General features: G+C 45.4%; 12 protein-coding genes. 8 read left to right on the forward strand and 4 right to left on the reverse strand.

The features are described 5' to 3' along the window. Positions 1-61: 61 nt before the first annotated feature. The 3 genes from IRE19_RS14475 to IRE19_RS14485 all read left to right on the forward strand — a co-directional run bounded on the left by IRE19_RS14475 (position 62) and on the right by IRE19_RS14485 (position 2,414). Positions 62-1,177, forward strand: coding sequence for a DUF445 domain-containing protein (locus IRE19_RS14475; protein ID WP_203340954.1), 1,116 nt, complete (start codon positions 62-64; stop codon positions 1,175-1,177). 21 nt (positions 1,178-1,198) lie between these two features. Continuing rightward, positions 1,199-1,546 (forward strand): YlbF family regulator, encoded by a 348-nt coding sequence (locus IRE19_RS14480; RefSeq protein WP_203340955.1) that lies wholly within the window; start codon positions 1,199-1,201, stop codon positions 1,544-1,546. 88 nt (positions 1,547-1,634) lie between these two features. Further along, positions 1,635-2,414, forward strand: a complete 780-nt coding sequence (locus IRE19_RS14485; protein ID WP_203340956.1) for an enoyl-CoA hydratase — start codon at positions 1,635-1,637, stop codon at positions 2,412-2,414. 97 nt (positions 2,415-2,511) lie between these two features. On the opposite strand, the gene IRE19_RS14490 is transcribed toward IRE19_RS14485, so the two are convergent. After that, on the reverse strand, positions 2,512-2,697 hold the full coding sequence (locus IRE19_RS14490) for a YhzD family protein (protein ID WP_191716611.1): 186 nt from the start codon (positions 2,695-2,697) through the stop codon (positions 2,512-2,514). Between the two features lie 127 nt (positions 2,698-2,824). Between IRE19_RS14490 and IRE19_RS14495 the strand changes: the two genes are divergently transcribed. The 5 genes from IRE19_RS14495 (at position 2,825) to yhaM (ending at position 10,120) form a co-directional block, all read left to right on the forward strand. Continuing rightward, positions 2,825-3,724, forward strand: coding sequence for an ABC transporter ATP-binding protein (locus IRE19_RS14495; protein ID WP_203340957.1), 900 nt, complete (start codon positions 2,825-2,827; stop codon positions 3,722-3,724). Continuing rightward, complete coding sequence (locus tag IRE19_RS14500; RefSeq protein WP_203340958.1) at positions 3,717-4,967, forward strand: ABC transporter permease; 1,251 nt, start codon at positions 3,717-3,719, stop codon at positions 4,965-4,967. The genes IRE19_RS14495 and IRE19_RS14500 overlap by 8 nt, the downstream gene beginning before the upstream one ends. A gap of 155 nt (positions 4,968-5,122) precedes the next feature. Then, positions 5,123-6,340: a metallophosphoesterase family protein gene (locus IRE19_RS14505; protein WP_203340959.1), complete on the forward strand. Its 1,218-nt coding sequence runs from the start codon at positions 5,123-5,125 to the stop codon at positions 6,338-6,340. 4 nt (positions 6,341-6,344) lie between these two features. Then, positions 6,345-9,185, forward strand: a complete 2,841-nt coding sequence (locus tag IRE19_RS14510; protein WP_203340960.1) for an ATP-binding protein — start codon at positions 6,345-6,347, stop codon at positions 9,183-9,185. After that, positions 9,182-10,120 carry a 3'-5' exoribonuclease YhaM gene (yhaM, locus tag IRE19_RS14515; RefSeq protein ID WP_191716606.1) on the forward strand — a complete coding sequence of 313 codons (939 nt, stop codon included), beginning with the start codon at positions 9,182-9,184 and terminating at the stop codon, positions 10,118-10,120. Before IRE19_RS14510 ends, yhaM begins: the two co-directional genes overlap by 4 nt. 115 nt (positions 10,121-10,235) lie before the next feature. On the opposite strand, the gene IRE19_RS14520 is transcribed toward yhaM, so the two are convergent. The 3 genes from IRE19_RS14520 to IRE19_RS14530 form a co-directional block, all read right to left on the reverse strand. Beyond that, entirely contained in the window at positions 10,236-11,132 is an 897-nt protein-coding gene (locus IRE19_RS14520) for a peptidylprolyl isomerase (protein ID WP_191716605.1), read from the reverse strand. 108 nt (positions 11,133-11,240) lie between these two features. After that, the gene (locus tag IRE19_RS14525; protein WP_006828367.1) at positions 11,241-11,426 is read right to left on the reverse strand and encodes a hypothetical protein; all 186 of its coding nucleotides are present in this window, start codon (positions 11,424-11,426) and stop codon (positions 11,241-11,243) included. Positions 11,427-11,487: 61 nt separating this feature from the next. Continuing rightward, the gene (locus tag IRE19_RS14530; RefSeq protein WP_203340961.1) at positions 11,488-12,033 is read right to left on the reverse strand and encodes a DUF3267 domain-containing protein; all 546 of its coding nucleotides are present in this window, start codon (positions 12,031-12,033) and stop codon (positions 11,488-11,490) included. Positions 12,034-12,037 lie beyond the last annotated feature (4 nt).

A 12,037-nucleotide genomic window follows, 5' to 3' on the forward strand; every position in this document is an offset into this window, starting at 1 on the left:
ATACACAAAGCAGAAAAAGAAATGAGTGACAAAAGTGAATATTATAGGGACTTTAGTTTTTATGGCAATTGTAGGCGCGCTGATCGGTGGCCTGACAAATCACTTGGCGATCAAGATGCTATTCTGGCCTTACGAAGCAAAATACATTGGAAAATGGCGCATGCCCTTTACGCCTGGATTGATTCCGAAACGAAGAGATGAGTTATCCCGTCAATTGGGCCGCACCGTGGTTGAGCATCTGTTGACTCCAGAAACCTTCAAAAAACGTTTTTTCAATGATGAAATGCGTGTGAAAGTAGAAAACTGGATCAATCGGCAGTTGAATAAACACGTATTTGATTCTCCGAAATCATTTAACGATTGGCTGTTGGCAGCGGGACAAACCGGTGTGGATGTTAAAATTGAAGGCAAGTTGGATGAGTTGGTTGAGCTTCAGAAAAATTCGCTGCAAGCGTATATTGAAGGGAAAACCATTCGTGAACTGATGCCGGACAATTGGAAAGCGGAAGCGGAAACAAAGTTGTTTGAAGGAGTACAGTACGCGATCGATCAAGGAACGGTTTATTTTGAATCGCCGCATGGCAGACAGACCATCAAATCGTTGCTGGATGAATTCCTGGAGTCGCGTGGGCGTTTCGGCCATATGCTGCATTCGCTTCTTGGCGAGTCAAGGCCATTAGTCGATCGCATCCAACCGGAAATCATCAAATTCCTTAACTCGCCGCGCACGTTTGAATTGGTGGGAACCTTGGCATTCAGCGAATGGGAAAAAGTGCAGGACCGGCGAGTCGACGAACTATTGAAGGAATTTGACTTTGATACGGCATTGGCAGCAGTTAAACAATATGTCCGTGAAAAAGCGGCGGTATCCCGCCGTTTAAACGCAACACTTGCAGAGACTTGGCCTGGAGGGTTAGAATGGACAAGTGTCAATATTACTCCACTTGTGACGGACTTTGTCTTTGAGCAAGCAGAGCATAAACTGGAAGAAACCATATTGAAGATTGATATGGAAGGTATGGTGAGAGAGCAAGTCGATTCTCTGCCGCTCAGCCGCCTGGAAGAATTGGTGCTTGGGATATCACGGAGAGAATTTAAGATGATTACCGTATTGGGCGCATTTCTGGGAGGATTCATCGGAATCTTCCAAGGGATCTTCGTCATGGTACTAAACTGACTACAGAGGAGATTGATGAAAATGGCAGTAAACATTTATGATGACATCAACAAATTGGAAAGCACGTTCCGTTCTACTAATGAGTTCAAAAAACTAGAAGAAGCTGTAGCGCAAGTAACTTCTGACAATGAAGCAAATGAATTGTTCAAGAGCTTCCGCGATTTGCAGATTTCTCTTCAGCAAAAACAGACTCAAGGCGAAGAAATCACAGAAGAAGAAATGATGGACGCGCAGAGCACTGCACAAGCTGCTCAACAAAACGAAAAAATCCTGGCTATGCTTGAAGCAGAAATGGGATTAAGCCAAATGATCGAAGAAGTGAACCGTGTTTTGATCAAACCGGTACAGGCGTTATACGAAAGCATGTAATTTTAAAGAAATAAAGGGTTTTTAAAGAAAGACATCGAATACGTAAACGTGAATGACAATTCATTTTTACGAAGGGGTGTCTTTTTTTATGTATGAAACGATTGAATTGACGAAGCAGGGACGGATTGGCCATTTGGTTTTGAATCGTCCCAAATCCATGAACGCAATGAACGGAACCATGATGAAGGAGCTGGCTGATTGCTTTGAATCGCTGCTGCAGGACAGCACAGTACAAGTGCTGATCATCCGGGGTGAAGGCAGAGCATTTTCAGCCGGTGGGGACATCAAAGAAATGATGGATCCGGAAAATCCGATGGATATCGAATTGGTCATGAAAGATGTCAGCCGATTGGCGAAAGCACTTTATACGCTTCCGCAAATTACAATTGCGGCAATTCACGGAGCCTCAGCAGGACTCGGTTTCAGCATGTCTTTGGCGTGCGACCATGTCATCGCGGAAGAAAACAGCAAATTGGCGATGAACTTTATCGGCATTGGACTGGTGCCGGATGGCGGCGGCCATTTCTTTATGAAAGAACGTGTCGGCGTACCGAAAGCCAAGCAGATCATTTGGGCAGGGCATACCTTAAAAGCGCATGATGCATTGGCCAAAGGACTTATTGAGGAAGTGACGGCTGAAGGCCGCGGGCTTGAACAAGCTGAGAGTTATGCAGCTGAAGCGATTGCGTCGCCGCTAAGCGCCAAATTGGCGTCCAAGCATATCCTGCATCAATCGAAAGTCGCTGAATTGGAACAGGTACTAGAGATGGAGGCAAAAGCCCAGTCAGCTATGCGGAAATCAGCCGATCACTTGGAAGGCATCCAGGCATTCGTGGAAAAGCGCAAACCCGAATTTAAAGGTGTATAAAATAGAGAAAAACCCACAGATCTTTTTGTTGTCTGTTGGAGTTGAAGTGAAATATGAAAGCATGGCGGAAATGTTCTCCGCCATGCTTTTTAGGTTCCTATGAATGGAAAAGAAGAAGTTTGCCGGCAGGTGATGCCAAACGATGCGTTTGCTTGGTCAATCCCTTTTCTTCCAAAATGGCTTTTCCTTTATCGCGGGCTTCTTCATCAGTTTCAGCAGTGAAGGTTTCGTCCATTATCTGCTTGCCTGTTTGTTCGAATGCAGTCAATTTGTAGGTTCTCAAGAAGAATCAATCCTTTCTGAATGGATATTCATTTTAAGTATATAGGGTTTCCGTGAAAATGTCCTGCAATTTTTGAAACATTTCGTCATATGCTTCGTAGTATGTATAATGGAAGGGGCGAACGGAAATGGCTTTATATGTAGAACAAGTAACAAAGAAGTTCGGTGATTTCACCGCAGTGGACAATCTTTCGCTGTCCATTGAAGAAGGAGGCATGCATGGATTCCTCGGTGCCAACGGAGCCGGTAAGACGACGACGTTCCGGATGATTCTAGGTTTATTGGACCCCACGCAAGGGACAGTCCGTTGGAAAGGCAAACCCATTACATATGCCAGCAGTCCAGACATCGGCTATTTGCCTGAAGAGCGCGGTCTGTATCCAAAAATGAAAGTGGAAGATCAATTGGTGTATCTGGCGCAGCTGCGAAAAATGTCAAAAGCAGATGCCAAGCGCGAAACGGCTGGCTGGCTGGAACGCTTTGAAGTGCCTCATTATGGCCAGAAAAAAGTGGAGGAATTATCAAAAGGCAACCAGCAAAAAATCCAGCTGATTGCCTCGCTTTTGCACAAACCTTCACTGTTGATATTGGATGAACCTTTTTCAGGACTCGATCCCGTCAATGTGGAAATGTTGAAAAAAGCCATTTTGGACTTTCAGAAACAAGGAGCAACGATTGTCTTTTCCAGCCATAGGATGGATCACGTAGAGGAATTATGCGACGACATGTGCATTTTGGATCGTGGCAAAGTCGTGGTTGGCGGATCGATCAAAGAAGTGAAACGTTCCTTCGGCAAACAAAAAGTCCGTTTGAACGTGGATGCCGACCTCAGTCACTTGAGTGCTCTTCCGGGTGTCGATAATTTCACCAAAACAAAAGAGGGCGCATTGTTTCAAGTAACGGATGAAGACGTGGCACAGGTCCTGCTGGCCAAAGCGATGGAGTTGGGAACACTTCGTCATTTTGCGTTGGAAGAACCTTCTTTGGAAGAAATTTTCATTGCAAAGGTGGGGAAACACCATGCATAGCTTCTGGATTATCTTCAAGCAGGCATTCATGACTAAAGCAAGAACAAAATCGTTTATCATTACAACACTGGTTGTCGTTGCGGCTTTTTTTCTCTTAGCGAATATATCGAATATTATCGCCGTCTTTGATGGTGATGAAACAGAGGAAAACGTTCTGCATGTTTTGGAAGAGGCTCCGGGCCTTGTGCCGGACCTGCAGGCTCAGCTGGAAGCACTGGACAGTGGCATCAAAGTTGTTCCGACTTATCTGACTGAAGAGGAGTTACAGGAAAGCATTGCGGAAGGCACAATCGATGATTACTTGGTTTTAACGCAAAATGAGCAATTGAGTGCCCGCTATGTATCCGAATCTGCCAACGAAATGGGGAGCGGCAGTGAAATTGAAATTGCGGTTCAAGCCATACATACAGCATTGACGGCAGAGTCACTCGGATTGGATGACAATCAGGTGGGCCAATTGTTTATGCCGGTCGAATTTGAACGGCAAGCCATTTCAGAATCATCCAAATCACAGGAAGAATTAAGCCAGGCAAGAGGGCTGGTTTATGTCCTGATTATGCTCATTTATGTAGCAGTTATTTATTACCCGAACATGATTGCCATGGAAGTAGCAACAGAGAAATCATCCCGTGTTATGGAAATCCTCATTTCCAGTGTGTCGCCAGTTAAGCATATGTTTGCAAAAATTGCAGGCATTGGAAGCTTAGGAATTTTACAAATGATGATTTTCGGACTTGCCGGTTATTTTGCCATAAAAACGGCCGGTACAGACCTGACAGCAGGTTTCTTCAGTGTCATGGGCTTTTCGGAAGTGAAGATCAGCACATTCCTGTTTGCCATTCTGTTTTTCCTGCTGGGTTATTTCCTCTATGCTGTACTGGCGGCCTTGCTCGGTTCATTGGTCAGCCGGACTGAAGATGTGCAGCAGTTGATGTTGCCGATGATGGTTTTGATCATCATCGCATCGCTCATTGCATTTTCAGGGATTTCCATTCCGGAAGCCCGCTATGTGACCATTTCTTCTTTTATTCCATTCTTTGCGCCATTAGTGATGTTTCTGCGTGTCGGCATGTTGGACTTGCCGCTATGGGAGCCGCTGTTGTCGATTGCAATCATGCTGGTGACCATCGGAATTCTGGGTTGGTTCGGAGCCCGTGTTTACCGAGGAGGAGTGCTGATGTACGGTTCGTCGCAATCGCTGAAGGACATCCGCAAAGCGATCCGTTTGGGCAATAGCAAGTAAGGATATGCCTTCAACGCAGCTGAAGAATCACGAGACGTTACTTTAAATTCGAACCAAATGGGCTGTTTGCAGGAAACTTTCTGCAAACAGTTTTTTTTATGGAAATTCCATGGTAAAATAGGAACAAATATTCGGTCTTTTAAAAGGGGTTAATTATGGAATCCATTCGATTTATCCACACGGCAGATTTACACCTGGGAAGCCCGTTTGTCGGCATGAAAGGTTTACAGAAAGAACAGTGGAACAAGCTGAAAGACAGCACGATGGATGCTTTCGATCGGCTGATTCAGCATGCCCTCGACCAGCAACCGGATTTTGTGCTGATTGTCGGAGACATTTACGACGGTGAAGACCGCAGCCTCCGTGCACAAGCCCGCTTTCAGCAGGGGATGAAAAGGCTGAAGGAACAGCAGATTCCAGTGATTATCAGCTACGGCAACCACGATCACTTGAGCGGCAATTGGACACGTTTTGAACTCCCGGATAATGTCCATGCTTTCGATGATTCAGTCTCCCAATATACTTTGGAAACTGCAGGAGGGCCGGTGGTGTTTACCGGTTTCAGTTACGGCAAACGGCATATCAGTGAAGCAATGATTGAGCAGTACCCGGAAGCGCGAGGTACAGGCGGTTTTCATATCGGTATGCTGCATGGCAGCCTTGACGGCGATGCGTCACATGCTGTGTATGCGCCATTCAGAAAAGAGCAACTGCTCAGCAAGCATTATGATTATTGGGCACTTGGCCATATCCATAAACGCCGGGAGCTTCACCGTGATCCGTCAATTGTCTATCCGGGAAACATTCAAGGGCGCCATCTCAAGGAGTCCGGACCAAAAGGCTTTTATGATGTTACCTTGACAAAAACGGATACTTCTTTGGAGTTCATTCCGACATCAGTGGTTCAATTCGATCGGTTGGCCATTTCAGCAAAAGGGCTTCTTCATATGAATGAGTTGATCGATGTCTGCCAAAAAGAGCTCAGCGCTTATGGTGCAACTATTGGGACAGGAATTGTGGAAGTGGTGTTTACTGAGCTGGATACCGAGAGTTTCGGGCTGATTGCAGAGATTCCGGAAAATGAATTGCTCGAAATGCTCCGTGAATCAATGGAGGCGCTCGATCACTTTGTCTGGATTCAAGGAATTGGATTTGAGCAGATAGAAAATGACAGCGAACTTTCACGGCTTGGAGCTCTGCTTATTCAGACGATGGAAGAATGGGGCGTAGAAGAATGGAAGACGGTCCTGAAGGATTTATACAGACATCCGAAGAGCAGTCGGTTTTTGGAACCGTTGGCAAACAAAGCCGTCGCAGATCTTCAGCTGGCAGCTGAACAAAAAATCCGGCGCAGCATGCAGGCAGGGGAGTGATGTCATGAAAATCGAAAAAATGATTATTTATGGTTTTGGTAAGCATGAAAACCGCACCATCGATCTGCAGGATCAAATGGCCTTGTTTTATGGCCCCAATGAAGCCGGAAAGACCACAATGCAGCAATTCATTGTACAGATTCTGTTTGGATTCCCTTCACGCAAAGGTGCACAATTGCGCTATGAACCGAAAAACGGCGGAAAATACGGCGGCCAGCTCCATGTAACAGACCCGCAGTACGGGGAAGTGGTGATTGAACGGATCAAAGGCAAATCAGCAGGGGATGTAACGGTTTGGTTTGCGGATGGCCGGCGGGGAGCAGAAGCCGAATTGAAGCAGCTGTTGCGCAATTACGACCGCTCCTCCTTTGAGGCAATTTTTTCATTTTCCATCCATGAATTGCAGGGGCTTGATGCACTCAGTGAAACGGAACTGAGCCGCACGCTGCTGGCTTCTGGAACCACAGGCATCGATGCAGTGACAAGTCTGGAAAGCCAACTTGAAAAGGAAATGTCCTTGCTATTCAAAAAAGGTGGGCGTAATCCCGAAATGAATATGCGGGCTGAAGAGCTTCGGGACATTGAAGGACAGCTGAAGGAATACAAACAGCGGACAGAATTATACAGCCCCTATCTGGAGCGGCTGCAGGAAATTCATGTACGCTTGACTTCCATTGAAGCAGAAGAAACGGAAGCAGAACAAGAATTGAAAAAAATCAGTAAATGGCAGCAGGCTGCTCCTTTGATTGCTGACCAACATGCGTTGACAGAACAGCTCAACAAATTGGGGCAGGTGCAATTTCCTTTGGATGGCAAAAGGCAGATGGATCGGCTGATCGACAAACTCTCAGAGGCAAAAGCAGCAGTGGACCACTTAACGCAGCAACTAAACAGCTTGCCGCCGATTGAAGAAGCTGAGCCGCCCGTGGAATTGGAAAATCTGTTGAACCGGGAATCGGATTGGCATCACTTGTCCCGTCAACTAAACGATAAGCGTGAAGAGCGGCTAAAGCTGTCGGAAAGTCGCGAGGAGACATTGGCTTTGCTCGGACTTTCGGAGCAGCAGGCAATGGCCATTGATGTGTCGTTAAGCAATGAAGAACAATTGCTTAAGTGCCTGCAAGAGCTGGACGTCGAAGAAGAAGACGAACGTTTCCGGCTGCGCAATCGGCAGGACGCAAAAGACCGGTTGTCTCAAACGGAAAAAGAACTGACCGCTTTCCTGGCAGGAGAACCCACTGGAAAAGACCGGTTGGCTGCTGAAGAATGGCCAGCCATTTCAGCTGAATTGGCAGAAGCTAAGGCAGCTGAAAAATTCCAGACGAATAATGGCGGAAGTAACCGGGTGGTCAATTACGCCCTGATTGTGTTGGGACTCATTATCGCAGGTTACGGAATGTCGCAATCCATGATTTTGCTGATTGTTGCAGGCTTAGCGGCTGTTGGAGCTGCGGCATGGCTCTTCTCCAATACAGCAAAACCTGGCGAGTTGTCGGGCAGATATCAGACAGTCTTGAAGAATTATGCGGAAAAAGAAAGTGAATACCAGACAATCACAAAAAAAGTGGCGGAGTTTGATCATCAGCTGGACGGATTGATGGCAAAGCGGGATGCCATTAAAAACGAAATTGCAACTTATTCAATAGGGGATTTTCAACGTCCGGCAAAAGCCGCTTATCAGAAAATGCTGCAGAATATCGGTATGCAGCCTGATACCAGCCGGACAATGGTGCTGGAGCTATTCGAAAAACTCCGTAACGTGCATGCCGGCCATGCGCGTTTGCAGCGGCTAGGACATGAAATCGGTTTATTGGAGGACCAGCAGCAGGGATGGCTCAAGAAAGCGGAAGTTGCATGCGGCAAAGAATTAGCAATCAGTGAATTGATGCCCTCACTGCGCTCCGAACTGTCATTGAGAAGACAGCAGCAGGAGAAGTACGCTAAAATAAAAGAACAACAATCCACATTGCAGCAGGAGAGCAGTCGTTTGGCTGCTTTTCAGCAACAACTTGAAAACGAGCAGCAGGTATTGCTGGATTATGCCCAAGCAAAAGATGCATTTGATTTTTACGGGGCAGCGGATGCATGGGAGCGTAAACAACAGCTGGAAAAAGAAGCGGATCTCGTTTCAGGGCAATTAAAAACAATCGGTGAAATTGACTTGCCAAAAGAATGGGAACCGGATGATGCACCGCTTGCTGTTAGCCGGCTTGAAGAGCACCTGGCAGCGCTGAAGACAGAGCGAAATGGGTTGTTGGCTGAACAGGCCGGCAAACAGCAAGTGACCCGTAATCTGTTGTCTGATACCTCATATGAAGAAAAGCTTCAGCATTTTGAAGAGAAAAAAGCGGAATTCGCTGATCTAGCCAAACAATGGTCCATCAATAAAGCGATTATAGAAGCAGTTAACCGAACGATGAATGAGTTGAAAGAAAAGAAGCTGCCTGCAGTACTGGCTCAGGCCCAACATTACTTCAACAAATTGACTGCTGGCGCTTATCACGGATTAACCATGAACATGGATGGGTATTTTGAGGCGGAACGGAAAGACGGCACTTATTTTCGGATTGCTGAACTCAGCCAGGCAACTAAAGAACAGGCTTATCTGGCCTTGAGGCTGTCTTTGGCCGTATCAATGAAGGAAAGCCATCCGTTTCCTATTATAATGGATGATGCTTTTGTCCATTTTGATCGCAGTCGGCTGCAGCAAATGATAAACTTAGTGACAGAGCTGCAAAAGGATCACCAGTTCATTTATTTTACTTGCCACGAGGGTATGCAGGAGGCTTGGCCTAATGCGCAGATCATCAAGGTGGCCAACACCGAAAGGAGCGTTCATTCATGACTAAAGGAATTACACAGCGTGCAGTTGGAGAAACGGTTGATGAATTCCTGCTGATTAAGCAATCAGTCAAAGGAGTCACTACTACTGGCAATCCATTTATTTCATTGGTTTTGCAGGATAAGAGCGGAGATATCGAAGCAAAGTTATGGGATACGAAAGATGAACAGGAAAAAATCTTTGCAGCGGAAACCATTGTCCGTGTCGGAGGGGAAATCCATAACTACCGAGGGAAAAACCAATTGCGGATCAAAAGCATCCGACCGGCAAAGCCCGAGGAAAACCAGTCGATTTCAGATCTGATGCCGTCTTCGGAAAAATCGACGGATGAATTACTGGAAGAAGTGATGAAATATCTGTTTGAAATGGAGAACCCGCAGATTCAACGCATTACCCGTTTTATGCTGAAAAAATACCAGCAGCAATTTTTGACATATCCTGCGGCGACGCGCAATCATCATGATTACGTATCCGGTTTAGCAGATCATGTAGTGTCGATGCTGAAATTAGGAAAAGCCTTGATTGAAATTTATCCGGGATTGAACAAAGATTTACTGTATGCGGGAATCATTCTTCATGACATCGGAAAAGTCATCGAACTTTCCGGACCGATTGCAACGACGTATACCGTTGAAGGTAATTTAATCGGCCATATTTCCATCATGGTGACGGAAGTGGCAAAAGCGGCTGAAGAGCTGGAAATAGAAGGCGAAGAAGTGATGCTGCTGCAACACATCATCCTTTCCCACCACGGCAAAGAAGAGTGGGGCAGCCCGAAAAAACCGATGATCAAAGAAGCGGAAATTCTGCATTATATCGATAATATTGATGCCAAGATGATGATGCTCGATCGCGTTCTTGGAAAAACCAAGGAAGGCGAGTTTTCTGAACGCGTCTTCGCTTTGGACAACCGTTCCTTCTACAAACCGAAAATTTAGTTAGAAGAGATGGCTGCCGGAGTCTGGACAATAAATGAAGAGCTAAAACAATATAGTTTCTTAAGACCGAAAACCCCCGCTTCCAAAATGGAAGCGGGGGTTTTGCATTCATGTATTATTCTGCTGGTGCAGCTTCTGGAGCGGGTTGTGGATTCAAGATGTCGTCCAAAGCGCCTTCCAGGTCTTCGTCTTTGATTTCAACGTTTGCTTCTTTCATCAAGTCAGCGACTTTTGGAAGCAATGTGGTTTGATCCGCTTTTGAGATTGCAAGTTCAGAACGGATATCTTCTTTTTGGTCTTCAAAAGCAGGCTGGTCTTCAACCTTGCGCTTATCAAGAACCTGGATGATATGGAATCCGAATTCAGATGCCACAGGCTCGCTGATTTCGTCAACTTCCAACCCGTATGCAACTTCCTCGAATTCAGGAACCATTGCGCCAGGGCCGAACCAGTCAAGGTTTCCGCCGTTTGCGGCAGATCCTGTATCAGTTGAGTTTTTCTCAGCTAATGCGGCAAAATCGCCGCCTTCATCCAATTCCTTTTTGAGTGAGTTGGCAGTTTCTTCATCAGCCACTAAAATGTGGCGGGCGTTCAACTCTGTACCTTGGCGGTCATATTGTGCTTGGATTTCTTCGTCCGTTACTTCAACGTCTTCAGTCAAAGCTTTTTCCTGCAATAAATTCAAGCGGATGACTTTCTTGTAGCTTTCTTCCGTTTGGTTATTTTGTGCAAGGAATTGATCGAAGCTTTCGCCTAATTCTTCTTTATTGCTGTTGTATTCTGCGTCTACTTCTTTGTCGGTCACTTCGTAGTTTTCGGCAAGTACTTTTTCAATCATCAGAATCTGTACAGCCTGTTCACCGATTGATGTTTTCATTTCTTGGTAAAGCTCATCTTTTGTTACATCACCAGCATCAGAAGATACGATGACTTCTCCATCTCCGCTATCACTGCATGCGGCCAAGGCTAATACGGATGCTGCCAGGGTAACTGTTAAAAAGGACTTTTTCATTGAATTTCGCTCCCAACTTTCTATCTAGATGCATTATTTATTCTACTATAAATATTCAAAGAAATGTAAATTTCCTAAAAAAAGACACTTGCCAGGAGGCAAGTGGATTTAAGGTGTAAATTCTACGCCTACATACAACGATACCAATAGTATTGTAATCAATATATTAATGGTACGGAATATTTTCTGGTGATTTTCTTCCGGAATTTCCCGTGAAGTGACAAGTGCTAATGTCATCCGATTTATCTGGAAAAGGTAAAATACGGAGAACATAACGATGAATGCGATAATCATGAATTTCCTCCCCTCTGACTTTACAACCTAGTATAACAAATCCGAGAAGAAAAAACAGGAATCAACTAACCACCGGCGGCACAAGAATTTCAAAGCCGGTGTCTGTTTCCTCGATTAATGCATACTTCGGAGAACGTGCCAAATTCCGCAGATAGATGATATCGGTTAAACATAGCCCGCTATGATAGGCCAACAGCATAGCAAAATAATGGCCATAGGCCGGCATCAACGTACTCATCGTCACAATGGCTGTGTTCATGATAAGGAAAGGCGCAGCCAATGAGAGAAGAAAGCGGGTTTTCGGAACAGGTTCATTTATATGAAGCAATATAGCCGGACAGATTTTCATCTGCTTACGAATAATAAGTTTCAATGACTTATAACAGCCGATCAGCGGCAGAAAATGCAGAATCTTATGAAGCGGATAAATAGCAAGCAAGGCTAAGATGAATAATAGGAAATACTGATCGGATAGAGGTGTAGCGTATACGATTGCCAGTCCGATATAGGAGGCCATGAAAACAGCGATTCCAAAAAGCGCTGAAATCATGAAAAGCCGGTCAAATCCATATTGTTTTTTTACATTAATCGTTTTCCAGCAGTGCATATGT

It is taken from the genome of Planococcus beijingensis, assembly GCF_016820615.1.
Taxonomy (GTDB): domain Bacteria; phylum Bacillota; class Bacilli; order Bacillales_A; family Planococcaceae; genus Planococcus; species Planococcus notacanthi.

Coding starts and splice junctions, on each gene's coding strand:
- IRE19_RS14520 (WP_191716605.1), bottom strand. CDS start 11,132: ATGAAAAAGTCCTTTTTAACAGTTACCCTGGCAGCATCCGTATTAGCC.
- IRE19_RS14475 (WP_203340954.1), top strand. CDS start 62: ATGGCAATTGTAGGCGCGCTGATCGGTGGCCTGACAAATCACTTGGCG.
- IRE19_RS14530 (WP_203340961.1), bottom strand. CDS start 12,033: ATGCACTGCTGGAAAACGATTAATGTAAAAAAACAATATGGATTTGAC.
- IRE19_RS14525 (WP_006828367.1), bottom strand. CDS start 11,426: ATGATTATCGCATTCATCGTTATGTTCTCCGTATTTTACCTTTTCCAG.
- IRE19_RS14480 (WP_203340955.1), top strand. CDS start 1,199: ATGGCAGTAAACATTTATGATGACATCAACAAATTGGAAAGCACGTTC.
- IRE19_RS14485 (WP_203340956.1), top strand. CDS start 1,635: ATGTATGAAACGATTGAATTGACGAAGCAGGGACGGATTGGCCATTTG.
- IRE19_RS14510 (WP_203340960.1), top strand. CDS start 6,345: ATGAAAATCGAAAAAATGATTATTTATGGTTTTGGTAAGCATGAAAAC.
- IRE19_RS14505 (WP_203340959.1), top strand. CDS start 5,123: ATGGAATCCATTCGATTTATCCACACGGCAGATTTACACCTGGGAAGC.
- yhaM (WP_191716606.1), top strand. CDS start 9,182: ATGACTAAAGGAATTACACAGCGTGCAGTTGGAGAAACGGTTGATGAA.
- IRE19_RS14495 (WP_203340957.1), top strand. CDS start 2,825: ATGGCTTTATATGTAGAACAAGTAACAAAGAAGTTCGGTGATTTCACC.
- IRE19_RS14500 (WP_203340958.1), top strand. CDS start 3,717: ATGCATAGCTTCTGGATTATCTTCAAGCAGGCATTCATGACTAAAGCA.